General features: G+C 72.4%; 18 protein-coding genes. 13 read left to right on the top strand and 5 right to left on the bottom strand.

What is annotated here, in order from left to right:
• Positions 1 to 189 precede the first annotated feature (189 nt).
• The gene (locus B9S57_RS33000) at positions 190 to 1,806 is read right to left on the bottom strand and encodes an MFS transporter (protein WP_103760834.1); all 1,617 of its coding nucleotides are present in this window, start codon (positions 1,804 to 1,806) and stop codon (positions 190 to 192) included.
• A gap of 340 nt (positions 1,807 to 2,146) precedes the next feature.
• Here B9S57_RS33000 and B9S57_RS32995 point away from each other — a divergent pair, with 340 nt between their 5' ends.
• The 3 genes from B9S57_RS32995 to mfd all read left to right on the top strand — a co-directional run bounded on the left by B9S57_RS32995 (position 2,147) and on the right by mfd (position 9,468).
• Positions 2,147 to 2,935, top strand: a complete 789-nt coding sequence (locus B9S57_RS32995) for an ABC transporter ATP-binding protein (RefSeq protein ID WP_103760833.1) — start codon at positions 2,147 to 2,149, stop codon at positions 2,933 to 2,935.
• Entirely contained in the window at positions 2,932 to 5,514 is a 2,583-nt protein-coding gene (locus tag B9S57_RS32990; protein ID WP_103760832.1) for an ABC transporter permease, read from the top strand. The genes B9S57_RS32995 and B9S57_RS32990 overlap by 4 nt, the downstream gene beginning before the upstream one ends.
• A 423-nt stretch (positions 5,515 to 5,937) precedes the next feature.
• Positions 5,938 to 9,468, top strand: a complete 3,531-nt coding sequence (mfd, locus tag B9S57_RS32980; protein WP_103760831.1) for a transcription-repair coupling factor — start codon at positions 5,938 to 5,940, stop codon at positions 9,466 to 9,468.
• Here mfd and B9S57_RS32975 read toward each other — a convergent pair.
• Complete coding sequence (locus B9S57_RS32975; RefSeq protein WP_103760830.1) at positions 9,446 to 10,048, bottom strand: TetR/AcrR family transcriptional regulator; 603 nt, start codon at positions 10,046 to 10,048, stop codon at positions 9,446 to 9,448. The genes mfd and B9S57_RS32975 overlap by 23 nt on opposite strands.
• 103 nt (positions 10,049 to 10,151) lie before the next feature.
• Between B9S57_RS32975 and B9S57_RS32970 the strand changes: the two genes are divergently transcribed.
• Positions 10,152 to 11,018 (top strand): hypothetical protein, encoded by an 867-nt coding sequence (locus tag B9S57_RS32970; protein ID WP_103760829.1) that lies wholly within the window; start codon positions 10,152 to 10,154, stop codon positions 11,016 to 11,018.
• Positions 11,019 to 11,151: 133 nt separating this feature from the next.
• On the opposite strand, the gene B9S57_RS32965 is transcribed toward B9S57_RS32970, so the two are convergent.
• Both B9S57_RS32965 and B9S57_RS32960 read right to left on the bottom strand, forming a co-directional pair.
• The gene (locus B9S57_RS32965; protein WP_103760828.1) at positions 11,152 to 12,465 is read right to left on the bottom strand and encodes an MFS transporter; all 1,314 of its coding nucleotides are present in this window, start codon (positions 12,463 to 12,465) and stop codon (positions 11,152 to 11,154) included.
• Positions 12,462 to 13,070 carry a helix-turn-helix transcriptional regulator gene (locus B9S57_RS32960; protein ID WP_103760827.1) on the bottom strand — a complete coding sequence of 203 codons (609 nt, stop codon included), beginning with the start codon at positions 13,068 to 13,070 and terminating at the stop codon, positions 12,462 to 12,464. The genes B9S57_RS32965 and B9S57_RS32960 overlap by 4 nt, the downstream gene beginning before the upstream one ends.
• A gap of 279 nt (positions 13,071 to 13,349) precedes the next feature.
• On the opposite strand from B9S57_RS32960, the gene B9S57_RS32955 reads away from it, so the two are divergent.
• The 3 genes from B9S57_RS32955 to B9S57_RS32945 all read left to right on the top strand — a co-directional run bounded on the left by B9S57_RS32955 (position 13,350) and on the right by B9S57_RS32945 (position 15,521).
• Positions 13,350 to 14,129, top strand: a complete 780-nt coding sequence (locus tag B9S57_RS32955; RefSeq protein WP_103760826.1) for an HNH endonuclease family protein — start codon at positions 13,350 to 13,352, stop codon at positions 14,127 to 14,129.
• 225 nt (positions 14,130 to 14,354) lie between these two features.
• Complete coding sequence (locus B9S57_RS32950; RefSeq protein ID WP_103760825.1) at positions 14,355 to 14,681, top strand: hypothetical protein; 327 nt, start codon at positions 14,355 to 14,357, stop codon at positions 14,679 to 14,681.
• A gap of 90 nt (positions 14,682 to 14,771) precedes the next feature.
• Entirely contained in the window at positions 14,772 to 15,521 is a 750-nt protein-coding gene (locus B9S57_RS32945; protein ID WP_103760824.1) for an N-acetyltransferase, read from the top strand.
• Positions 15,522 to 15,621: 100 nt separating this feature from the next.
• Here B9S57_RS32945 and B9S57_RS32940 read toward each other — a convergent pair whose 3' ends face one another.
• The gene (locus B9S57_RS32940) at positions 15,622 to 16,431 is read right to left on the bottom strand and encodes a DUF4352 domain-containing protein (RefSeq protein ID WP_103760823.1); all 810 of its coding nucleotides are present in this window, start codon (positions 16,429 to 16,431) and stop codon (positions 15,622 to 15,624) included.
• 198 nt (positions 16,432 to 16,629) lie between these two features.
• Between B9S57_RS32940 and B9S57_RS32935 the strand changes: the two genes are divergently transcribed.
• The 6 genes from B9S57_RS32935 (at position 16,630) to B9S57_RS32910 (ending at position 24,181) form a co-directional block, all read left to right on the top strand.
• Positions 16,630 to 18,729, top strand: coding sequence for an N-6 DNA methylase (locus tag B9S57_RS32935; RefSeq protein ID WP_181011558.1), 2,100 nt, complete (start codon positions 16,630 to 16,632; stop codon positions 18,727 to 18,729).
• A 98-nt stretch (positions 18,730 to 18,827) separates the two neighbouring features.
• Positions 18,828 to 19,493 (top strand): hypothetical protein, encoded by a 666-nt coding sequence (locus tag B9S57_RS32930; protein WP_103760822.1) that lies wholly within the window; start codon positions 18,828 to 18,830, stop codon positions 19,491 to 19,493.
• On the top strand, positions 19,490 to 21,046 hold the full coding sequence (locus tag B9S57_RS32925) for a serine/threonine-protein kinase (protein ID WP_103760821.1): 1,557 nt from the start codon (positions 19,490 to 19,492) through the stop codon (positions 21,044 to 21,046). The genes B9S57_RS32930 and B9S57_RS32925 overlap by 4 nt, the downstream gene beginning before the upstream one ends.
• A gap of 168 nt (positions 21,047 to 21,214) precedes the next feature.
• Complete coding sequence (locus B9S57_RS32920) at positions 21,215 to 21,871, top strand: SurA N-terminal domain-containing protein (RefSeq protein WP_103760820.1); 657 nt, start codon at positions 21,215 to 21,217, stop codon at positions 21,869 to 21,871.
• Between the two features lie 31 nt (positions 21,872 to 21,902).
• Positions 21,903 to 22,889 (top strand): nucleoside triphosphate pyrophosphohydrolase, encoded by a 987-nt coding sequence (locus tag B9S57_RS32915; protein WP_103760819.1) that lies wholly within the window; start codon positions 21,903 to 21,905, stop codon positions 22,887 to 22,889.
• Entirely contained in the window at positions 22,886 to 24,181 is a 1,296-nt protein-coding gene (locus tag B9S57_RS32910; protein WP_103760818.1) for a cytochrome P450, read from the top strand. Before B9S57_RS32915 ends, B9S57_RS32910 begins: the two co-directional genes overlap by 4 nt.
• The last annotated feature ends 71 nt before the right edge of the window (positions 24,182 to 24,252 follow it).

Below are 24,252 nucleotides of genomic sequence, written 5' to 3'. Positions count from 1 at the left end.
GGTGCGGGGGCGGGTGAGGGGGTGGCTGCGAGTGGTGCGGCATGGCGGTGCTCCTTGCATGGCTCGGGTCCGGGGACGGACTGCAAGGCAGGTGCGCGGACGCGCTGTCTCGGGAGCGCGTACGTTACTCGCGGGTATCGCGGAGGGGGAGAGCCCCGGGCGAACTACCTTAGGTAACACGCCAGTTGTCTAGTCCTTCGGCGTCCGGGGAGCGCTCTCGTGCTCGTCCAGGACCGGAAAGCGGCGCGGCGCCAGGACGACGAGCACCAGCAGGGCGAGAGCGGCGGCCCCCGCGGCCCCGGTGAACACGTGGTCGACGGCGGTGTCGACGGCGCGCCGCAGACGGTCCGTCGCCGCGGCGGTCAGGGCCGCCGGGTCCTCCAGGGCGTGCGAGACCGCGTCCAGGTCGCCGGGCAGCCCGGGAACGGGGGAGGAGGCCAGCCGGGAGGTGAGCACGCCGTTGGCGACGGCGCCGAAGACCGCGGCGCCCAGGCTCTGGCCGACCTGGCGGCAGAAGAGGACGGACGCCGTCGTCGTGCCCCGCTCGGCCCAGCCCACCGTCGACTGGACCCCGATGATCAGCGGGAGCTGGAAGAGGCCGAGCGTCGCACCGAGCAGCAGCATGAGCAGGGCGGGCTGCCAGGCGGAGCCGGGGTAGGGCAGCAGCGGGAAGCAGAGCAGGACCAGCAGGGCGCCGGACATGCCGATGATCGCGGTGCGGCGGAAGCCGATGCGGTTGTAGACGCGGTCGGAGAGCGCGGCGGAGACGGGCCAGCTCAGGGTCATCACCGACAGGACGAACCCGGCGGCGATCGGGCCGAGCCCGAGGACGGACTGGGCGTAGGTCGGCAGGAAGACGGTCGGCGCGACCATGAGCAGCCCCATCGCCCCGAGGGCGAGGTTGACCGAGGCGATCGTGCGGCGTCGCCAGACCCAGCCCGGGATGACGGGCTCGGCGGCGCGCCGCTCGACGAGGACCGTGAGGCAGCCCAGCGCGGCGGTGGCTCCGAACAGCCCGAGCGAGGGGGCGGAGAGCCAGGGCCAGGCGACGCCGCCCTGGACGAGGGCGGTCAGCAGGAGCGCACCCGTGGCGAAGACCGCGAGGGCGCCCGCCCAGTCGATGCGGGGGCGCGTGGCGGGGCGCGGGCGCGTGGGCTCGTGGAGGTGGCGGACCACCAGCCAGAGCGCCACGGCGCCGACGGGCAGGTTGATCAGGAAGATCCAGCGCCAGTCGGCGTACGCGGCGAGCAGCCCGCCGACCGCGGGGCCCGCGACGGCCGAAGTGGCCCAGACCGTGGACAGCTTGGCCTGGATCTTCGGGCGTTCCCCCAGCGGGTACAGGTCGGCGGCGATGGTCTGCACCGTGCCCTGGAGGGCTCCGCCCCCCAGGCCCTGGACGACGCGGAAGGCGATGAGCGCGGCCATGTTCCAGGCGGCGGCGCAGAGCAGGGAGCCGGCCAGGAAGAGGATGATGCCCGCGATCAGGACGGGCTTGCGCCCGAAGGTGTCGGAGAGCTTCCCGTACACCGGCAGCGTGACGGTCACCGCGAGCAGGTAGCCGGAGAAGAGCCAGGAGAAGACGGAGAAGCCGCCGAGGTCGCCCACGATCTGCGGTACGGCGGTCGCGACGATGGTGCCGTCGATGGCCGCGAGGCCCATGCCGAGCATGAGGGCCGCGGCGACCGGGCGGCGTGCCCGATCGGCGTCCGGTGCCTCTTCCGGCGCGGCCGTCCCGCGCGCCGCCTCCGGACGGTCCGTGCCGCCGACGCTCTCCGTGCCGCCCACAGAGGTTCCTTCCCTATGCATCTATCCGAGTGGGTGACACTGTCTCACCAGCCGTGCCCGCCCGGCAGTCCCCGGCCGAGGGGCGAGACCCCCTACCCAGGTCTCATCATCGGGGCCCGGCCCCTTAGGGGAAGCTCCGCACTTCGGCCCAGGGACTGTTCCTCCCGCCGGAGGACGTGGGCGCGGGCCCCCGTTCCTTAGCGTGTTCCTACCTCGCCGATGTGGCCCACCGCAGGGGGAGGGGTGGGGAAAACCCCACACCAAGACGGTGCCGGGCACCAGCGCGCCGGACCCCCTCCGCACCAGAGACTCGGAACGTACACAGAGACGTCCACCGATCAACCGACATAGGAGAAAAACCGTGACAACGGCTGTGACCATTCCCAGGCACGGGGACACTGGAGGGCGTACGGCCGTCGCTGCGCGGGCGAGGCAGGTCGTCAAGGCGTACGGGGCGGGTGAGACCCGGGTCGTGGCGCTCGACCACGTCGACGTGGACATCGTCCGCGGGCAGTTCACGGCGATCATGGGCCCGTCCGGGTCCGGCAAGTCGACGCTGATGCACTGCCTGGCGGGCCTGGACACGGTGACCTCCGGTCAGATCCACCTGGCGGACACCGAGATCACCGGTCTCAAGGACAAGAAGCTGACGCAGCTGCGCCGGGACCGGATCGGCTTCATCTTCCAGGCGTTCAACCTGCTGCCGACGCTCAACGCCATCGAGAACATCACGCTCCCGATGGACATCGCCGGCCGCAGGCCGGACGCCGACTGGCTGCGGCAGGTCGTGGAGACCGTCGGTCTCGCCGAGCGGCTGAAGCACCGCCCCACCCAGCTCTCCGGCGGCCAGCAGCAGCGCGTCGCGGTGGCCCGGGCGCTCGCCGCACGGCCCGAGATCATCTTCGGCGACGAGCCCACCGGGAACCTGGACTCGCGGGCCGGCGCCGAGGTGCTGTCCTTCCTGCGCAGGTCCGTCGACGAGCTCGGCCAGACCATCGTCATGGTCACCCACGACCCGGTGGCCGCCTCCTACGCGGACCGGGTCCTCTACCTCGCGGACGGTGCCCTCGTCGACGAGATGAAGAACCCCACGGCCGAGCAGGTCCTGGACCGGATGAAGGACTTCGACGCACGCGGGCGGACGTCATGACCGTCTGGAAGACCTCGATGCGCAACTTCCTCGCGCACAAGGGGCGCATGGCGCTCTCCGCCGTCGCCGTCCTGCTGTCCGTGGCGTTCGTGTGCGGCACGCTCGTCTTCACCGACACGATGAACACCACCTTCGACAAGCTCTTCGCGGCGACCTCCGCCGACGTCACGATCAGTCCGAAGAAGGCGGCCGGCGCCGACGACCTCCCGGAGAACGGCAAGCCCGAGGCGCTCCCCGCGTCCGTCGTGGCCGAGGTCGCCGGTGTCGACGGGGTGAAGAAGGCCGAGGGCGCGGTCAGCAGTATGGCCGTCACCCTCGTCGACAGCCACGACAAGAACCTCGGGTCGGACACCGGAGCCCCGACCATCGCGGGCAACTGGACCGACAACGACCTGCGGTCCATGGAGATCACCTCCGGCCACGCCCCGCGTGGACCCACCGAGGCCATGATCGACGCCGACACCGCGGAGAAGCACGATCTGAAGCTCGGCGACGAGGTGCGCACCATCGCCGTCACCGGCGACATCAGGGCGAAGATCACGGGGATCGCCTCGTTCACCGTGACCAACCCCGGCGCGGCGGTCGTCTATCTCGACACCGCCACCGCGCAGCAGAAGCTGCTGGGTGCCTCCGGTGTCTTCACGCACATCTCGGTCACGGCCGAACCCGGCCTGTCCGACACCGAGTTGAAGAAGAGCGTGGCGGCCGCCCTGAGCGACCCGGCGACGTACAAGCTGCAGACCCAGAAGGAGGCCGCGGCCGCCAACAAGGACTCCATGGGGTCCTTCCTGGACGTCATGAAGTACGCGATGCTCGGCTTCGCCGGGATCGCGCTCCTCGTGGGCGTCTTCCTGATCGTCAACACCTTCTCCATGCTGGTCGCCCAGCGCACCCGTGAGATCGGCCTGATGCGGGCCATCGGCTCCAGCCGCAAGCAGGTCAACCGGTCCGTGCTCGTCGAGGCGGTACTCCTGGGCGTCGTCGGATCGGTCCTGGGCGTCGGGGCCGGCATCGGCCTCGCCGTCGGGCTGATGAAGCTCATGGGCGCCCTGGGCATGGAGCTGTCCACGAGGGACCTCACCATTGCCTGGACGACGCCGGTGACCGGGCTGGTGCTCGGCATCGTCGTCACCGTCCTCGCCGCGTACATCCCGGCCCGACGGGCCGGCAGGGTCTCCCCGATGGCCGCCCTGCGGGACGCCGGAACCCCCGCGGACGCCACGTCCGGATGGGTCAGGGCCTCGCTCGGACTGGTCCTCACCGGGGCCGGCGCCGCGGGCCTGTGGGCGGCGACCCAGATGGACGAGGCGAGCGAGGGCTCCCTCTACCTCGGTGCGGGCGTGGTCCTCACGCTCGTCGGCTTCATCGTGATCGGCCCGCTGCTGGCGGGCGTGGTCGTGCGGGTGCTGGGCGCGGTCGTCCTCAGGCTGTTCGGCCCGGTCGGCCGGCTGGCGGAGCGCAACGCGCTGCGCAACCCGCGGCGCACGGGAGCGACCGGCGCCGCGCTGATGATCGGCCTGGCCCTGGTGGCGTGTCTCTCGGTGGTCGGCTCGTCCATGGTGGCCTCGGCCACCGACGAGCTCGACAAGTCGGTCGGCACGGACTTCATCGTCCAGTCCGGTACGGGCCAGCTCGTCGTCCCGCAGGCCGCCGAGGCCATCGCGAAGGTGCCCGGCATCGAGCACGTCACGGACTACAAGGTCCTCGCCGCGAAGCTCACCAACCCCGACGGTTCGACGGCGGACGAGCACGTCACCGCCGCCGACCCGACGTACCCGCAGGACCTGCGGCGCACGACCGTCGCCGGTGACCTGGCGAAGGCGTACGGCGCGAACTCCATGTCGGTCGGGTCGGACTACGCCGCCCTGCACGGGATCGAGGTCGGTGACGAGATCGCCGTCGCCTTCAAGGCCGGCGACACCGCGAAGCTGAAGGTCGCCGCGATCACCTCCGACGACACGAACGTCGACCGGGGCGCGATGTACACCAACGTCACCACCGCCGAGCAGCACGTCGCCGCCGACCGGATGCCCGAGAACATGATCATGTTCGCCTCGGCGCAGGACGGCAAGGAGAAGGAGGCCTACGCCGCCCTCAAGAGCGCGCTCGCCCCGTACCCGCAGTACAAGGTGCAGAACCAGGCCGACTTCAAGGAGGACCTGAAGGACCAGATCGGTCAGCTGCTGAACATCGTGTACGGCCTGCTCGCCCTGGCGATCATCGTCGCGGTGCTCGGTGTCGTGAACACCCTGGCGCTGTCGGTCGTCGAGCGGACCCGCGAGATCGGGCTGATGCGGGCGATCGGCCTCTCCCGCCGCCAGCTGCGGCGCATGATCCGGCTGGAGTCCGTGGTCATCGCCCTCTTCGGCGCCCTGCTCGGACTCGGCCTGGGGATGGGCTGGGGCACCTCGGCCCAGAAGCTGCTGGCGCTGGAGGGGCTCGAGGTCCTGGAGATCCCGTGGCCGACGATCCTCACCGTCTTCGTCGCCTCGGCCTTCGTCGGACTGTTCGCCGCCCTGGTCCCGGCCTTCCGGGCCGGCCGGATGAACGTCCTGAACGCGATCGCCACGGACGGGTGACGGAGCCGGCCGTACGATGACTGCTCCGGCCCCGGGACGTTCCTCCAGACGCTCCGGGGCCGGTTCGCGTCCCGCTGCCTCCGTCAGGCGGGGATGACCGGCACGTCGTACTGAGGGATCCACGTGTCGCGGGTGACGATCGTCGGCCCCTCCGCCCGGGCCTGGGCGGCGAGGATGCGGTCGAAGGGGGCGCGGTGGAGCGGGGGAAGACGTCCGGCCTTGCCTCCGTGCCGTTGATGAGGTCCTTGAAGTCGTCGGAGAGCTCAGGAGACGCTACGGACCGAGGCCGGCCCCGCTGCCGCCGTCCGGACAACGGCGTTCCCTCGCGCGGGTGACACACCGGCGTCGTACGCTGGACACCCCGGCCCGTCCCACGTGTCGGGTCCTTCGCGTTGCCCACTCGCCCCACCGGACGGAACCTTCATGAGCCTGCACGGTCTGCTGGATGTCGTCGTCACCGACCCGGCGCTCTCCGAAGCGGTGAAGGCCGCCTCCGACGGCCACCGGGCCCATGTCGACCTGGTCGGGCCGCCCGCCGCGCGCCCCTTCGCCGTGGCCGCGCTGGCCCGTGACGCCGGGCGTACGGTGCTCGCCGTCACCGCGACCGGCCGGGAGGCCGAGGACCTGGCCGCCGCGCTGCGGACCCTGCTGCCCCCCGACACCGTGGCGGAGTTCCCGTCCTGGGAGACCCTGCCCCACGAGCGGCTCTCGCCCCGCTCGGACACCGTGGGCCGCCGCCTCGCGGTGCTGCGCCGGCTCGCGCACCCGCGGCCCGACGACCCGGAGACCGGCCCGGTCAGCGTGGTCGTCGCCCCCGTCCGCTCCGTGCTCCAGCCCCAGGTCAAGGGGCTCGGCGACCTGGAGCCCGTCGCGCTGAGCAGCGGGCAGACCGCGGATCTGGGCGAGGTCGTGGACGCCCTCGCGGCAGCGGCGTACGCCCGGGTCGAACTGGTCGAGAAGCGCGGCGAGTTCGCCGTGCGCGGCGGCATCCTCGACGTCTTCCCGCCGACCGAGGAACACCCCCTGCGGGTGGAGTTCTGGGGCGACGACGTCGAGGAGATCCGCTACTTCAAGATTGCCGACCAGCGGTCCCTGGAGGTCGCCGAGCACGGGCTGTGGGCCCCTCCCTGCCGTGAGCTGCTGCTCACCGATGACGTGCGCGAGAAGGCCGCGGCCCTCGCGGAGGCCCACCCCGAGCTGGGCGAGCTGCTCGGCAAGATCGCGGAGGGCATCGCGGTCGAGGGCATGGAGTCCCTGGCCCCGGTGCTCGTCGACGAGATGGAGCTGCTGCTCGACGTCCTGCCGAAGGGCTCGATGGCGCTGGTCTGCGACCCGGAGCGGGTGCGGACCCGGGCGGCGGACCTCGTCGCGACCAGCCAGGAGTTCCTCCAGGCGTCCTGGGCCGCCACCGCGGGCGGCGGCGAGGCCCCGATCGACGTCGGGGCGGCCTCCCTGCGGGGCATCGCGGACGTCCGGGACCGGGCCCGGGAGCTGGGCATGATGTGGTGGTCGGTGGCCCCCTTCGCCGCCGACGACGAGATCGACGACACCACCCTGAAGCTGGGGATGCGCGCCCCGGAGACGTACCGCGGGGACACCGCCCGGGCGCTCGCCGACACCAAGGGGTGGCTCGCCGACGGCTGGCGGACGGTGTACGTCACCGAGGGCCAGGGGCCTGCGTCCCGCACCGTGGAGGTCCTCGGCGGTGAGGGCATCGCGGCCCGTCTCGACCAGGACCTGACCGAGATCACGCCGTCGCTGGTCCACGTCTCGTGCGGTGCGATCGACAACGGCTTCGTCGACCCGGCGCTGAAGCTCGCCGTGCTGACCGAGACGGACCTGACCGGACAGCGAACCGCCAGCAAGGACCTGGGGCGGATGCCGGCCCGCCGCCGCAAGTCCGTCGACCCGCTGACGCTGCAGGCGGGCGACTACATCGTCCACGAGCAGCACGGTGTGGGCCGCTACATCGAGATGGTGCAGCGCGCGGTGCAGGGCGCGACCCGCGAGTACCTCCTCGTCGAGTACGCCCCCGCCAAGCGTGGCCAGCCGGGCGACCGTCTCTACATCCCCACCGACCAGCTGGAGCAGGTCACCAAGTACGTCGGCGGCGAGGCCCCGACCCTGCACCGGCTCGGCGGCGCGGACTGGACGAAGACGAAGCAGCGGGCCAAGAAGGCGGTCAAGGAGATCGCCGCCGACCTGATCAAGCTGTACTCGGCGCGGATGGCGGCCCCCGGTCACGCCTTCGGCCCGGACACCCCCTGGCAACGCGAGCTGGAGGACGCCTTCCCGTACGCGGAGACGCCCGACCAGCTCTCCACGATCGCCGAGGTCAAGGAGGACATGGAGAAGTCCGTCCCGATGGACCGGCTGATCTGCGGTGACGTCGGCTACGGCAAGACGGAGATCGCGGTCCGCGCGGCCTTCAAGGCCGTCCAGGACGGCAAGCAGGTCGCCGTCCTCGTGCCCACGACGCTCCTGGTGCAGCAGCACTTCGGCACGTTCACCGAGCGGTACGCCCAGTTCCCCGTCAACGTGCGGGCACTGAGCCGCTTCCAGTCGGAGACCGATTCGAAGGCGACGCTGGAGGGGCTGAAGGACGGCTCCGTGGACCTGGTCATCGGCACGCACCGGCTGTTCTCGTCGGAGACGAAGTTCAAGGACCTGGGCCTGGTCATCGTCGACGAGGAGCAGCGCTTCGGTGTCGAGCACAAGGAGCAGCTGAAGAAGCTGCGGGCCAACGTGGACGTGCTCACCATGTCGGCGACGCCCATCCCCCGTACGCTCGAGATGGCCGTCACCGGCATCCGCGAGATGTCGACGATCACGACGCCCCCCGAGGAGCGGCACCCGGTTCTGACCTTCGTCGGGCCGTACGAGGAGAAGCAGATCGGCGCGGCCGTGCGGCGTGAACTCCTGCGCGAGGGCCAGGTGTTCTACATCCACAACCGGGTCGAGTCCATCGACAGGGCCGCGGCGCGGCTGCGCGAGATCGTGCCGGAGGCGCGGATCGCTACGGCGCACGGGCAGATGGGCGAGAGCCAGCTGGAGCAGGTCGTCGTCGACTTCTGGGAGAAGAGGTTCGACGTGCTGGTCTCGACGACGATCGTCGAGTCCGGCATCGACATCTCCAATGCCAACACCCTGATCGTGGAGCGCGGCGACAACTTCGGCCTCTCCCAGCTGCACCAGCTGCGGGGCCGGGTCGGCCGTGGCCGGGACCGGGGCTACTCCTACTTCCTGTATCCGCCGGAGAAGCCGCTGACGGAGACGGCGCACGAGCGCCTCGCGACGATCGCCCAGCACACCGAGATGGGCGCGGGCATGTACGTGGCGATGAAGGACCTGGAGATCCGCGGCGCCGGAAACCTGCTGGGCGGTGAGCAGTCCGGGCACATCGCGGGGGTCGGCTTCGACCTGTACATCCGGATGGTCGGCGAGGCGGTGGCCGACTACCGGGCCGCCGTGGACGGTTCCGTCGAGGAGGAGCCGCCGCTGGAGGTCAAGATCGAGCTCCCGGTCGACGCGCACGTCCCGCACGACTACGCCCCGGGCGAGCGGCTGCGCCTCCAGGCCTACCGGGCGATCGCCTCCGCGAATTCGGAGGAGGACATCCGGGCGGTGCGCGAGGAGCTCACCGACCGGTACGGCAAGCTGCCGGAGCCGGTGGAGAACCTCCTGCTGGTGGCGGGCCTGCGGATGCTGGCCCGGGCCTGCGGGGTGGGCGAGATCGTGCTGCAGGGTCCGAACATCCGCTTCGCACCGGTGGAGCTGCGGGAGTCGCAGGAGCTGCGGCTGAAGCGGCTGCACCCCAAGACGATCTTCAAGCCGGCCACGCGCCAGATCCTGGTGCCTCGGCCGACGGCGGGCCGTATCGGCGGGAAGCCGGTGGTGGGGCGCGAACTCCTCTCGTGGACCGGGGAGTTCCTCACGACGATTCTGGGGTCGTAGGTTCGCCGGCGGCCGTGGGCGGCTCGAAGAGGATCCCGGCGAGGACCCGGAAGACCTCGCCGGGATCCCGGTCGCCGACCGGGCCCGTCAGGTTGCCGCTGAGCAGGAGCGTCGCGAAGCCGTGGGCGAGGGACCAGGCTGCGATGCCGGTGAGGCGCGCGTCCTCACCGCGGGCCGCCCCGGGCAGGTCGCTGACCCCGGCGCGCAGTTCCTCGGTCGCGCGGGCCTTCGCGGCGAGCAGGCCCGGGTCGTCGGCGCGGAGGAGTTCGGGGCGGAACATCACCTGGAAGTAGGCGGGGTGCCCGGCAGCGAAGCGTACGTAGGCGACGCCCCGTTCCCGTAGGTCCGGTGCCTTCGCCAGGGCGTCGGCGAACAGGGTGTAGCCCTCGGCGGCCACGGCGGTGAGCAGGCCGGTGCGGTCCTTGAAGTGGTGGGCGGGCGCTGCGTGCGAGACGCCCGCCCGGCGGGCGAGGTCGCGCAGGGAGAGGGCGTCGGGGCCGGCCTGTTCGATGGCGTCGAGGGCGGCGGCCAGGACCGCGCGCCGCAGGTCGCCGTGGTGGTAGGTGCGCTCACTGGTCATGGCACGCACCGTACGCCGAATCTAGTCATTGACAAATTCGGTGGACGGGCGCATCCTGAGAATCTAGTCACTGACAAGATGAGCTGGGGCGCTGGAGGCCGGTATGTCCGACGAGCTGGGGTTCGTACGCAGGATGTGGCATCTGCTGGAGCCGTTGCACGCCATCGTCTACTACGCGCCGGAGGGCTACGAGGAGGCCGCCGGGCTCGGATACGCGACGGACGAGCGCTGGCCCGGCTACTTCGCCTGGCGGGCGGCGCCGCTTGGGGAGGCGGGCGCGGAGCGGGTGACCGCCACCTTCCACAGCTTCAGCCCCGCCATGGTCGGGCGGTACGTTCCGGCCGCCTGGGCCGTCGCTGCCCCGGACGCGGTGCTCGCGGCCAGGACGAGGGCGGTCGACCGGGCCTACCGGGCCCTGCTCGGCGGCCGGACCGGGGGCCAGGAGCTCGCCGAGGCCGCGGCGCTGGCGCGACGGGTGGCGACGGCGGCGGACGTGTCCGGCCGCCCGCTGGCCGCGGCGAACGCGGCCCTGTCCTGGCCGGACGCCCCGCATCTGGTGCTCTGGCAGGCCGCGACGGTCCTGCGGGAGCACCGGGGGGACGGGCATGTCGCGGCGCTCGTGGCGGCGGGCCTGGACCCGGTGGAGTCGCTGGTCTCCTTCGCCGCCGTCGGTGCCGCCCGTCCGGAGGTCTTCGAGAGCCGGGGATGGAGCGGGGCCGAGTGGGAGGCGGCCCGCGGCCGACTGGCGGAGCGGGGGCTGCTGGAGGCGGACGGGACGGCAACGGTGGCCGGGCGGGCGCTGCGCGCGGAGATCGAGCGACGCACGGACGAGGAGGCGTCGGCGCCCTGGGCCGCGCTCGGCCCCGAGGAGCGGCAGCGGCTCGTGGAGCTGCTGGGGCCGATCTGGGTGGAGGTGATCGGCTCGGGACTGCTGCCCTCGGAGACGACGCTGGGCATCGGGAAGGTGTGAGACAGGCGCCTGTGCGACCGCGCCGCCGCCCGGGGGGTGCGGCGCCGACTTCGCCTCTGTCCTGGGCGCTTGCTCCGGCCGTCGATCCGGCCCGGGGCGCGCGGCGCCCCCGGGCGGGGTGCGCAGGGGGCGGTCAGCGCGGTACCGGCCGGTTGCCGTCCTCCTTTCCGGCGGCCGTGTCCGCGCCGCCGCTCTCGGGGAGGGAGCGGATGCGGGGGATCGGTGAGGGCAGCAGCCAGAGCAGCGACAGCGCTCCGCCGGCGGCAGCGACGAGGAGGGTGGGCCTGAGACCGACGAGGGTGGCGAGCAGCCCGCCGGTCACGGCGCCGACGGGGCGTACGCCGTAGTTGATCGTGCTGTACGCGCCCGCCACGCGGCTGCGCATGCCGTCGGGGATCACGGCGGCCTGGAGGGAGTTGAGGTTGACGTCGAACAGCATGACGCCGAAGCCGGAGAGGAACTCGGCCGCGGACAGGACTCCGGCGCGGAGCCAGAGCGGGCCGTCAGCCGCGGCGGCCAGGGCGATCGGCGCCGGGAACAGGACGGCGCCCACGAGGATGCAGCGCCCCACGCCGAGCCGCCGCGAGATCCTCGGGGCCGACACCGCACCGAGGAGGGAGCCGGTCGCCCCGACCCCGAACGCGAGGCCGATCACGACCGCCGACAGGCCGAGGTTCCGGCTGGCGAAGAGCACGATCAGACCGCTGCCCGCGACGAAGGTGAAGAAGTTGACGGTCGCCGCGCACCCGAGAGTCGCCCGCAGCACCCGGTGGCGGACGACGAACGACAGCCCCTCCCGCGCTCGTCGCACCAGTGAGGGCGCCCCCGCGTCGTCGGGCGTGGTGGGTTCGTCGACCTGGACCCGGCCGACCAGGAACGCCGACACCAGGAAGGTCAGGGCGTCCACGACGAGGGTGAGGGGTGCGGTCAGCGCCTGGACCAGAACGCCGCCGACGGCCGGCCCGGCGACGTACGACATCGACCGGCTGGCGCTGAGCTTGCTGTTCGCGTCGACGTAGGACGCGCGTGGCACGAGGCTCACGAAGAAGGGGGGGTAGGCGGTGTTGAACAGCACCCCGGCCGCGCCCGTCAGTAACGCCACCGCGTACAGCTGCCCGAGCGTCACCGCTCCCAGCAGGAAGGCCGCCGGGACACTGAGCAGCACTGCGGCGCGCATCAGGTCGGCCAGGATCATCAGGCGGCGTTTGCGGGTCCGTCGGTCGACCCATGCCCCCAGGAGGATCGCGAGCAGGTTGGGTGTCCAGATCAGCGCGGTCAGCCACGCCACCTGGCCGGCCGTGGCGTCCAGGGCGCTGACGGCGATCAGGGGCAGGGCCAGTTCGGTGACCCGGTCGCCCAGTTGCGACACCGACTGACCGGCCCAGAAGCGGCGGAACCCGCGATCCCGCCACAGCGATATCGCGGCCGTCCCGACCGGTCCGCTCATGACGTCGGCCCTGTCTGCTCCTCGGCGCCTTCCGGCAGGGCGTAGCGCAGCAGACGGACGCCGCGGCCGTCCGCCGGCCGCTCGGCGGGATCCCGCGTCACGTACGGCGCGAGGACGCGCTCGATCCCGTCCTCGATGGCGGCGAGTTCCTCGGGGGACACGACGACACGGGTGTCGGCGAGCCCGGCCGCCCTGCTCCACGCCGGATCGAGGGTGGGCTCGACCTCGGCGGCCCAGCGGGCCGGGAGGTCCGCGGTGCGCTGGAACATCTGCCGCGAGAGCACGCGCGCGGCCGACCGGCCTTCCTCGTCGGCCGGGTCCAGCGGCGTTTCGAACCGGAAGCCGCGTGCCACCGCCTCCCACCGTCGCCGGCGTCGGTCCGGGCCGGGTTCGCTGTCGCGCACCAGCCCGAAGCCCGCCAGGTGACGCAGATGCCAGCTGGTCACCGACGGCGTGGCTCCCACGTCCGGCGCGAGGTCCGTCGCGGTCGCCGGTCCGTGCCGGTGGAGGCGGTCGAGGATCGCGAGTCGGACGGGATGGGCCAGCGCCCGCATCGCCTGCGGGTCGGTGATGTCGATATCGCCCAGACGGTTGGTGGAGTCCATGACGTGAGAGTGTCCTCTCAGGTTATGTGAGAGTCAACTCTCACGTCTGTGTGCGCGAGGCCCCCGACAGCGGCCGCGCCGGAGCGGTCCGCCTCCCGGCGGTGCCCGGACCGTCAACGCGCCACGACCGCGACGGCGGTGAAGGGCTGTCACGGACGACCCGGTGCCGACGGCTCGGCTGTCGCGTGCTCATCTGTTCCGGGACGGGGCATGTGTACTGCGGAGTCGTGTCCCGCACGGGACAGGTCCGGACTCGGTGGTCGGCGAAGGGGCGGGAACATGACGGAACGCGTGAACTGGTCGGTACGCGTGGGAGCGGCGGGCGGTGCGGCGCTGCTCCTGGGCGCGGCGCTGTCGGGCTGCAAGGTGGGAGACCTCTCGGAGGCCGGTGCCTCTGCGAGCGGCGGCCCGCCGGCCGCAGACGCGCGTGGCACCAGCCCGCTCGCCGATCCCGACGGCACGAAGCCGGGGCTGGCGGCGATCTCCTCCGAGGAGGACGAGGCGAAGGCGCGTGACCTGATCTCGAAGGTGGACACCAAGGGGCGCGGGCCGAAGACGGGTTACGACCGGGACGAGTTCGGTTACGCCTGGATGGACACGGCGGACGGCGTACCGCTGGCGCGCAACGGCTGTGACACGCGGAACGACCTGCTGAAGCTCCACGGAAGCGATGTGCGGTTCCGTGCGGGATCCGACTGCGTGGTCGTCTCGATGAACCTGTACGACCCGTACACCGGCAAGGACATCGCCTGGAAGAAGGCGGAAGCCACCGAGGTGCAGATAGACCACGTCGTGCCGCTCTCGTACGCCTGGCAGATGGGCGCAGCCCGCTGGGACAAGGAGAAGCGGCGGCAGTTGGCCAACGACGTCCTGAACCTCCTGCCGGTCTCGGGCTCCGCCAACTCGTCCAAGAGCGACTCGGGGCCGGCGTCCTGGCTCCCGCCCAGCAAGGCGATCCGCTGCTCGTACGCGGTTCGCTTCGCGCAGGTGGCGCAGAAGTACGAGCTCGCGGTCACCGCGGCGGACAGGAGCACGATGCTGGAACAGTGCGGCGGCTGAGCGGAAGGTCTGCGGACGGACGCCGCAAGGACGCTTCCGGTGGGGTGCGGCCACACCGGAGGTCCCGCTCGTGGCCCTCGACGGAGGGCCCCACGCAATCCCTGAACTCCCGCTCACCGGGACACGGGACGAGTGGTGTCGTGGACGGATCGCCGATCGCCTCGGGGCCGGTGTCCTCGTCCTTCCCGGAGGGGGCGCGGAGGGCCGGCCGTGGATACTGGGCGGATGTGGAAATGGCGGCTGACGGCCGTGGGGGCGAACCTTCTGCTCGGAGTGCCGGGCATCGTGCCGTGGTGGCTGGTCTGGTACATCCTGGCGAACGGCCCGCTCGCCACCGCCGGCTGGACCCGGCGGGAGCCGACGGAGAACGACGGCATGATGCTGTGGCTGGTCATCGCCGTGCCGGTGTGGGCGGTGTTCGGGATCGTCTGGTGGCTGGCCAACGACCGGGTCGAGCGGAGGTCGGCCCTCGATCCCCTCGTGTACTGGCCGGCCGGTGCGCTGCTGACCCTGGTGCCCACGGGGGTGCTCGTCGCCCTCACCTACGCGTGAGGAAGCCGGAGCGCGACGGGGACGGCCGGACTCACGGCGGCCGCCCGTAAAGGAGTTGGCGGCGGGGTCCGGCGTCTCTAACGTGGCCGCATGGACGTGAAGATCACCACGCTCGCCGAGCGGCCCGAACTCGCCGTCGCGTTGCAGGAGATGCCCGACACCTGGCCCGCCTTCGTGCTGGAGGACCTGGTCGGGTGGGCGAACTTCCCTCGTATCGCGGTGGAGTTCCCCGAGTTCGTCCTCGTCGCCACCGACCCCGGAGGTTCCGTGGTGGCCCGGGGATACAGCGTGCCGTTCGCCCTGGAGGCGCCGGGGCGCGGGGAACTGCCTCCGGGCGGCTGGGACCAGGTGCTGTTGTGGGCCTTCTCCGACCTGCGGCACCGTCGCACCCCCGACACGGTCAGCGCGATCGAGATCACGGTCGCCGCCGGGCGGCTCGGGCAGGGCATCTCCGGGCGGGTGGTGGCCGCGATGCGGGAGAACGCGGGCCGGCTCGGATTCCAGGAACTCGTCGCCCCGGTCCGGCCGAGTGCGAAGCACGCCGACGCGTCGGCGTCCATGGAGGAGTACGCCCGACGCGTGAGGGAGGAGGACGGCCTGCCGTCCGACCCCTGGCTGCGCGTCCATGTGCGGGCCGGCGGGACCGTCGAGGCGGTGGCCCCGGCGTCGATGACGGTGAGCGGGTCCCTGGAGCAGTGGCGGTCGTGGACCGGGCTGCCGTTCGACGCGGAGGGGCCGGTGGAGGTGCCGGGCGCTCTCGTACCGGTGCACTGCTCACCGGCGCACGGATACGCCGTCTACGTCGAGCCGAACGTCTGGGTGCGGCACCGGACGGCCTGAGGTGGTACGGCACCGCACCGCCTGAGGCCGCGGGGCCGGTCCGCCCCGAGGGGTGGCCGGTCCCGCGGCGGGCGGTCCTTCGTCGCACGCGGTCCCTCCGTCAGAGCTTCAGCTCCCACTGGCTCGCGTCCCACTCGAAGCCGGGGCCGACCTCGACGGTCAGGTTCTTCGCGTCCGCCGGGGTGTCGAAGGCGTACTTCGCGGTGATCTTCTTGCCGGGCAGGACCGTGCCGGTGAAGCCCTCGCCGGTCTTGTCGTCGAAGATCTGCTCGGCGTTCACGCCGTCCTCACCGGCGCGGGCGTCGACGGTGACGAGCGTCGCGTCGAACTTCTCCTTGCCCTTGTTCTCGATGACGACCGACACCGTGTATGCGTTGTTGCCCTTGGTGTGGCCGATCGCGAACTCACTCGCGGTGTACGAGGCCGGGGCGCCGACCGTGACCTCCAGCCCGTCGTCGTAGGCGGCGGAGTCACCCGCTCCCAGGACGTCGTCCCCCTTGCCCTCGGTGCCGCCCGTCGCCCCGCCGCCGCCGGCGGCCGGCTTCGCGGAGGCGGAGCTGTCGGCGACCGCCTTGTCGATCTCGGACACCACGTCGTCCACGGCCTTGAACGTCAGGACGGCTCCGACCACCGACAGGATCAGTGCGACCAGTCCGAGGACCGCGCCGAACGTCGTCACCCCCTTGTTCGTGGCCTCCCCGCGCTTGACCCGTCCCCGCCCGGCCAGGCCGAGGATCAGGGCGATGAGGCCGAGGATTCCCGCGAGCCAGAAGAGCAGCGGGACCAGCCCCGAGACCGTCCCGATGATGCCGAGGACGAGGGCGGAGATGCCGAGGCCGTTGCGAGCGGGGCGGGTGCCCGGCGTCTGAGCGGGTGCGTACGGCTGCTGCGGCTGCGTGTACTGGGACATGGCTGTGCCCTTCCGGGACGAAGAACGGGGACTGTGATCGGAAGCCTGCGCCACACCGTGGTGCGGCGGGTCAATAAGACCATTGCCTGTGAACCGAGTCAACAACGTATTCGGTGTGAACGCGTGCAGGGGTGCTGTCGGTATGCTCACCCACACACAGCAGGCGACACCGACGCGCGGGGAACGGGAGACAGGCCAGTGCCGGAGGACTCGACAGAGGTGACCGCGGCCGGAATCGCCAGGCTCGCGGGGGTGGGCCGTGCGGCCGTCAGCAACTGGCGCCGCCGGCACGCCGACTTCCCGAAGCCCGTCGGAGGCACCGAAGCCAGCCCCTCCTTCTCGCTCCCCGAGGTCGAACGGTGGCTGCGCGACCAGGGCAAGCTCGCCGAGGTACCCCTCAGGGAACGCGTCTGGCAGCAGCTGGCAGGCCACCCCGCCGGAGCCGTCACCGCGCTCGTCCACACCGGGTGCGCCCTCCTGCTCGTCCGGGACAGGCCCACCGCCTGGCTGGAGATCACCGCCGTCTCGGACGCCCGGATGGCCGGTGTCCTCCCTGCGGCCCTCGGCCATGTGCTCGACGACCGCTTCGGCCCCGGGCGTGCGGTCCCCACCCCCACGGCGTCCGCACTCCTGCCGTCCGTCCCCCTGCTGCGTGCCGCCGCGGATCTGGCGGCCGCGACCGGCGCCCGCCAGGCCTTCGACTTCCTCTTCGGACGTCAGCTGGACGCCAACCCGCGTCAGTACACGCTCACGCCCCCCGGCCTCGCCGAACTGATGGCCGACCTCGCGGAACCGCCGAGGGGCGCAGGCCGGAAGGGCACCGGGCGGGGCCCCCGCACGGTCCTCGACCCCGCCGCCGGAACCGGTGCACTGCTGTGCGCCGTCGGCCGCCCCACGGCGCTGTACGCGCAGGAGACCGACCCCGGCCTGGCAGCACTGACCGCCCTGCGTCTCGCACTCCACTCGGCGGGGAGCGGAACCGGCAGGCCCACGCTCGCCGTCCGGACCGGCGACACCCTGCGGGCCGACGCCTTCCCCCAGCTCACCGCGGACGCGGTGCTCTGTCACCCCCCGTTCAACGAGCGCAACTGGGGACACGACGAACTGGCCTACGACCCGCGCTGGGAGTACGGCTTCCCCGCCCGCACCGAGTCCGAACTCGCCTGGGTCCAGCACGCCCTGGCCCACCTCCGTGAGGGCGGCACCGCCGTCGTGCTCATGCCCCCGGCCGCCGCCTCCCGCCGCTCGGGCCGCCGGATCCGCGCCGATCTGCTCCGCCGCGGCGCCCTGCGCGCCGTCGTCGCGCTCCCGGCCGGCGCCGCGCCCCCGTACGGCGTCCCGCTCCACATCTGGGTCCTGCGCAAACCGGGCGCCGAGCAGTCCCCGGCGCCCGAACTGCTGCTCATCGACACGGCCACGGCGGAACCCGAGTCCGCCGGAGCCCCTTCGGGCCGTGACCGGGTCGACTGGACGGCGGTCCGTCGCGCGGTGCTCGACGCGTGGACCCTCTTCGACGCGCCGGGGCGCCGTGACCCCGTCGAGGAGCGCCCCGGGACCAGCCGGGCCGTCCCCGTCATCGAACTCCTCGACGACGACGTGGACCTGGCACCCGCGCGCCACCTGCCGCCTCCCGCCGCGGGCGGAGGCGCGGCCGAGCTGGCCCGTGTGCGGGAAGGACTGGACAGCACGCTGAAGCTGACCGCCCGGCTCACCCCGCCCCCCGCCGTCCCCGGTGAACCCGCCAGGCGCCCCTTCACCACCGTCGGCGAACTCGCCCGCGCGGGCGCCCTGCACCTGCGGACGGGCACCGGCGCCGGCACCGGACCTGTGCTCACCGAGCACGACGTCCTCGCCGGCACCGCGCCCAGCGGAACTCCCGCCCCGTCCACGGACGGCGAACCGCTCCTCCTGGAGGCGGGCGACGTCATCGTGCCCGTCCTGGGCGGCGGTTCGGTCGCCCGGGTCGTCGACGACGCCACCGCGGGCGCCGCACTCGGCCGCAACCTCCAGCTGCTGCGCCCCGATCCGGCCGCCCTGGACCCCTGGTTCCTCGCCGGGTTCCTGCGCGGCACCGCCAACAGCCGGCAGGCCAGCAGCTACGCCTCCACCGCGACACGGCTCGACGCCCGCCGCCTCCAGGTGCCGCGCCTGCCCCTGGCCGAACAGCGCAGGTACGGAGAGCGGTTCAGCGCCCTCGCGGCGTTCGAGGACGCCCTGCGCGAGGCGGGGCGGCTCGGCGGACAGCTGGTGCAGGGGATGTACGACGGCCTCACCGACGGCACGGTCGCCCCGAAGTGACGTGAAGCACAACGGTTGTGCACAACCCGGGACCGGTTGTCCGTGTCGGTGTATACGCTCACTGCACACGTCCGACCCACGCCCTCCGGGAGCAGCACATGCACGGCTACGGCTATCCGCCGGAGCAGCAGCCGAAGCGTCGTCCGTCCTCGGCCACGCTGGTCACCCTGCGCGTGGTCTTCGTGGCACTCGCCCTGCTGAGCTGCGGACTCCTCGCCTGGGCGGCGATGCTGCGGCTGGCGATCGTCACCCGTAAGCAGCGCGACTGGTGGCTGTTCGGCCTCGTCCTGGCCCTGAACATCGGACTCGTCGTGTACCTGGGGACGCTGCCGGTGGAGGACGAGGTGATGACCGACGGTCAGGCGGTCATCACCCTGTCCTGGATGCTGGTCGTCTTCGGCGGCACGGTCACCTACTACCTGTACACGGAGATACGGCACTTCAGCCCGTACGGCGGCTACCGGGCGGTGCCGCGGGCAGGCGTGCAGGCGGGCTCCCACCCGGCGGGGCCCCACACCGGTCCGTACGGCGGTCCGCACCCCGGGACGTCCCCGTCCGGCGGGTACGCGTCGCAGCCGGCCGTGCCCGCCCCTCCGACGACCCCGGCCCCCTCCTACGGCTACCCGCCCGACCCCCGGCAGAGCCCCGTCCCCGCGCCGCCCTCCGACGCGCCGAGGGCGAGGCCGCCCCAGCGCGTCGACCAGGTGCGCGCCGAGCTCGACGAGCTGAGCGACTACCTCCGCAAGGAGGGTGACGGACGGTGAACGGGCGTGTGATCGCCGGACGGTACGAGCTGGCGACCATTCTCGGCCAGGGCGGCATGGGCCAGGTCTGGACGGCGTACGACCAGCGCCTCGACCGCAGGGTCGCGGTGAAGCTCCTGCGCCCCGACCGGGTCGCGGGCCCCTCCGGCAGCGAGGCGGCCGACGATCTGCGCCGCCGCTTCGTCCGCGAGTGCCGGGTCACCGCACAGGTCGACCACCCGGGCCTGGTCACCGTCCACGACGCGGGCAGCGACGGCGAGGACCTCTACCTCGTCATGCAGTACGTCGAGGGCGCCGACCTCGCCGACCACCTCGCCGAGCACGACCCCTACCCGTGGCCCTGGGCCGTGGCGGTCGCCGCCCAGCTGTGCGCGGTGCTCTCCGCCGTGCACGCGGTGCCGATCGTCCACCGCGACCTCAAGCCCCGCAACGCCATGGTGAAGCCCGACGGCACCGTCACGGTGCTCGACCTGGGCATCGCCTCCGTCATGGACACCGACACGACCCGTCTGACCCACACGGGCTCCCCGATCGGGTCCCCGGCCTACATGGCGCCCGAACAGGCCATGGGCGGAGCGGTCGGCCCCTACACGGACCTGTACGCACTCGGCGTCCTCCTCCACGAACTCCTGAGCGGCGACGTGCCGTTCGCCGGGTCCACCGCCCTGGGCGTCCTGCACCGCCATCTCTACGAGCCGCCCCTCCCGGTCCGCCACCTCCGGCCCGAGGTCCCCGAGGCGCTCGAAGCGCTCGTCCTGCGCCTGCTCTCCAAGGACCCGCAGCACCGCCCCGCCTCCGCGCAGGAGGTCTACGAGTCCCTGCGGCCCCTGCTGCCCGCCGGCGGGGCACCCTCCGGGCCGCTCGACCCGACCCGGCCCTTCCTCCGCCCGCACGCGCCCTGGCCCGACCGGGCGGTCGTCCCCGCGTCCGCGCCCGTCCCCGCCCAGCAGGCACCCGCCGCACCCCAGGAGCCGCCCTCCCGGCCGAACGTGGCGCGCGCCGTGGACGACGTGAAGAGGCTGCTCGGCGAGGGCCGCATCACCCAGGCCGTCGACATCCTCGGAGGGATCCTGCCTGCCGCCGCCGCCGAGCATGGCGAGCACTCGCCGGTGGTGCGGATCCTGCGCAAGCAGTACGCGGCCACGCTGATGGACGACGGCCAGTACCGCCGCGCCCTGCCCGAACTCCGCCGCCTCGCCGACGACCGCGCCGCGGAAGCGGGGCCGGCCGACTCCCAGTCCCTGCAGTTCCGTTACGACGCCGCCCAGTGCCTGGAACAGCTCGGCGAGGCGGCCGCCGCGCTCGCCGAGTACCGGGCCGTCCTCCCCGCCTACGAGAACGGCTACGCCACCTCGACCGGCCCCGGCCGGGCCTTCGACATCCGGCACCGGATCGGCCACCTCCTGCTCGGGATGGGCGACCACGCGGCCGGCCGCGCCCAGTTGCAGGCCCTTCTGTACGACACGGAGCGGACCTACGGCCCCCACCACCCGCTGCCCACGGAGCTCCGCCGGCAGCTGACCCACCACCAGGACGTACGCGGCTCGGTGTGAGCCGGGGAGGCCGAAAAGGGTGAGCCGGGCGGGATTTCGTCCGCGACCCCACACTGACCGGTCCGGAAATCGTTGGTCGAAGCAGTGGCCCGAATCACGTCCACTGCCTAACATCGATCACCGCAAGGCTTTGTGCACTGATGCACAAACTCTCCCCGGGAGGCTCCTTTGCACCGCCGACGTCGCACCGCGCTCGCCCTCTCCGCCGCAACGCTTCTCGCGGCGCCGCTCCTGACCGCCTGTGGCAGCGAGGCCCATCCCGGCGCCGCGGCCGTGGTCGGCGGCGACCGGATCGACGTGGCCACGGTCCAGCAGCAGGCATCGGACGTGCGCAGCGCCCAGCAGACATCGGGGCAGTCCGAGGAGCTGGTGAAGAAGTCCGGCCAGCTGAACCGGGCCAAGCTGCACAGCCTGATCTTCGGACGGGTCCTCGACCGGGCGTCGGAGGACGCCGGGGTGAGCGTCAGCCGCAAGGAGATCCAGCAGATCCAGACGGAGGCCGCCGCCCAGTACGGTGGGGACAAGGGCCTTCGTACGGTCATGCTGGAGCAGCGCTGGGTCGCCCCCGGCCAGATCGAGGAGGACCTGCGCAAGGAGGTCCAGCTCCCCAAGCTCGCGCAGGCGCTCGGCGCGGACCTGCAGACCCCGGCCGGCCGGCAGGCCGTGGAGAAGGCGCTCACCGAGGCGTCGAAGGCGCTCCACATCGACGTCAACCCGCGCTACGGCAGCTGGGACGACCAGAAGGTCCAGCTCAGCACGTACGACGCCCCGTGGATCACCCAGGCCACCACCTTCCAGGGGCAGGAGCCCGAGGCGGGCGCCTGACCCCGTCCGGCCGCAGAGGTAGGTTCGGGGGGTGAACGCTGAAGCCCCCGGCCGTATCGTCCTGCTCACCGCCAGCCACCGGGTCGCCCCCGGTCTGCTGTCCTGGCCCGCCTGGCAGACGCTGCACGTCGCCGACCGGGTGCTGTGCGCCGAACGGGACCACCCGCAGCTGCCGTACCTCCGGGAGGCGGGGGTCGCCGTGGAGCACAGCGCGCCCTCGGCCGAGGAGCTGGTGGACGACTGCGCCGGCGGCCGGACCGTGGTGGTGCTCGTCGGCGGCGAGGGCGACCAGCGGCTCACCGACGGCCTCGCCCGGCTCGGCGGGTCCGGCCGGGTCCAGATGCCCGACCTGGAACTGCTGCCCGGCTCCTACGACCTGCCCGGAGCGCGCCTGCTGGATCTGGTCCAGGTCATGGACCGGATCAGGCTCGTCTGCCCCTGGACGTCGCAGAAGACGCACGAGGGCCTCGCGAAGTACGCCATCGAGGAGGCGTACGAACTGGTCGAGGCCATCGAGGACGGCGACCGTGAGGAACTGCGCGAGGAGCTCGGCGACGTACTGCTCCAGGTCGTCTTCCACGCGCGCATCGCGCAGGAGGACCAGGAGGAGCCGTTCGGCATCGACGACGTCGCGGGCACGATCGTCGAGAAACTGATCCACCGCCATCCGCATGTCTTCGGTGACGAGACCGCCGAGACCCCCGAGGACGTCCACGCGCACTGGCTGCGCACGAAGGCGATCGAGAAGCAGCGGGAGTCGGTCACCGACGGGGTCCCGCTCGGGCAGCCCGGTCTGGCGCTCGCGGCCAAGCTCGGAAGCAGGGTCCGCACGGCCGGTCTCGACGTGGAACCCCCCGGGGGTGACGGGATCGGCCACCGGCTGCTCGCCCTCGCCGTGCGGGCCGAACAGGACGGCGTCGACCCGGAGGCCGCCCTGCGGGCCGCCGCCCGCGCCTACCGGGACGCCGTCCGGGCGGCCGAGGGGCTCGGCGGCACGCCGGATAGCGTCGAGGAGTGAACGACAGCCCCGACACCGCCTCCGCGCCCGGTCCGGCGCCCGAACTCTTCACCTGGGAGTTCGCCACCGACCCCTACCCCGCCTACGCCTGGCTCCGGGAGAACAGTCCCGTACACCGCACGGCGCTGCCCAGCGGCGTCGAGGCATGGCTGGTGACCCGGTACGCGGACGCCAGGCAGGCCCTCGCCGACCCCCGGCTCTCCAAGAACCCGGCGCACCATGCCGGGCCGGCGGCCGCCAAGGGCCGTACGGGCATCCCGGGGGAGCGCAAGGCGGAGCTGATGACGCACCTGCTGAACATCGACCCGCCGGACCACACTCGGCTGCGACGGCTCGTATCCAAGGCGTTCACCCCGCGCCGGGTCGCCGAGTTCGCCCCGCGCGTGCAGGAGCTGACGGACCGCCTCATCGACTCCTTCGTGGAGGAGGGGAAGGCGGACCTCATCCACGACTTCGCCTTTCCCCTTCCCATCTACGCGATCTGCGACCTGCTGGGTGTGCCGCGCGAGGACCAGGACGACTTCCGCGACTGGGCGGGCATGATGATCCGGCACGGCGGGGGGCCCCGCGGCGGGGTGGCCAGGTCGGTCAAGAAGATGCGCGGCTATCTCGCCGAACTCATCCACCGCAAGAGGGAGAACCCCGGCGACGACCTGATCTCCGGGCTGATCCGGGCCAGCGACCACGGCGAGCACCTCAGCGAGAACGAGGCCGCCGCCATGGCGTTCATCCTGCTTTTCGCCGGTTTCGAGACGACCGTGAACCTCATCGGCAACGGCACCTACGCCCTGCTGCGCGATCCGGCCCAGCGCGCACGCCTGGAGCGCTCGCTGGACGCCGGGGAGACGGAACTGCTCGCCACGGGCCTCGAGGAGCTGCTGCGCTACGACGGGCCGGTGGAGCTCGCGACGTGGCGCTACGCCACCGAGCCCGTGACGCTGGGAGGGCAGGACATCGCGGTGGGGGACCCTGTTCTCGTGGTGCTGGCCGCGGCCGACCGCGATCCGGAGCGGTTCCAGCATGCGGACACCCTGGATCTCGCGCGCAGTGACAATCAGCACCTCGGATACGGGCACGGCATCCACTACTGCCTGGGGGCGCCACTGGCCCGTCTGGAGGGGCAGGTGGCACTGGCAACGCTGCTGCGACGCCTGCCCGACCTGCGGCTTGCCGTGGATCCTGCCGATTTGCGCTGGAGGGGCGGGCTCATCATGCGTGGACTGCGCACGCTTCCTGTGGAGTTCGGACCCGGGCGCCCCGGCGAAAAAAGTGACAGCCTGTCAACTCTGTGACTTTCACGTGATCTCCGCTGCATCGACTTGTGACACACGTTCGAGTAGGGCTAGGTTCACCCCTCGACTCA

This window comes from Streptomyces sp. SM10 (assembly GCF_002910915.1).
Lineage (GTDB): Bacteria > Actinomycetota > Actinomycetes > Streptomycetales > Streptomycetaceae > Streptomyces.
Note: the sequence above shows the minus strand (reverse complement) of the source record. Positions and strands in the feature narration are given on the sequence as shown.

Bases quoted from the DNA above. Each gene is read 5' to 3' on its own strand.
- B9S57_RS32940 (WP_103760823.1), bottom strand. From the start codon at position 16,431: ATGTCCCAGTACACGCAGCCGCAGCAGCCGTACGCACCCGCTCAGACG.
- B9S57_RS32955 (WP_103760826.1), top strand. From the start codon at position 13,350: ATGACGGAACGCGTGAACTGGTCGGTACGCGTGGGAGCGGCGGGCGGT.
- B9S57_RS32990 (WP_103760832.1), top strand. From the start codon at position 2,932: ATGACCGTCTGGAAGACCTCGATGCGCAACTTCCTCGCGCACAAGGGG.
- B9S57_RS32975 (WP_103760830.1), bottom strand. From the start codon at position 10,048: ATGACCAGTGAGCGCACCTACCACCACGGCGACCTGCGGCGCGCGGTC.
- B9S57_RS32950 (WP_103760825.1), top strand. From the start codon at position 14,355: ATGTGGAAATGGCGGCTGACGGCCGTGGGGGCGAACCTTCTGCTCGGA.
- B9S57_RS32965 (WP_103760828.1), bottom strand. From the start codon at position 12,465: ATGAGCGGACCGGTCGGGACGGCCGCGATATCGCTGTGGCGGGATCGC.
- B9S57_RS32930 (WP_103760822.1), top strand. From the start codon at position 18,828: ATGCACGGCTACGGCTATCCGCCGGAGCAGCAGCCGAAGCGTCGTCCG.
- B9S57_RS33000 (WP_103760834.1), bottom strand. From the start codon at position 1,806: ATGCATAGGGAAGGAACCTCTGTGGGCGGCACGGAGAGCGTCGGCGGC.
- B9S57_RS32970 (WP_103760829.1), top strand. From the start codon at position 10,152: ATGTCCGACGAGCTGGGGTTCGTACGCAGGATGTGGCATCTGCTGGAG.
- mfd (WP_103760831.1), top strand. From the start codon at position 5,938: ATGAGCCTGCACGGTCTGCTGGATGTCGTCGTCACCGACCCGGCGCTC.
- B9S57_RS32945 (WP_103760824.1), top strand. From the start codon at position 14,772: ATGGACGTGAAGATCACCACGCTCGCCGAGCGGCCCGAACTCGCCGTC.
- B9S57_RS32960 (WP_103760827.1), bottom strand. From the start codon at position 13,070: ATGGACTCCACCAACCGTCTGGGCGATATCGACATCACCGACCCGCAG.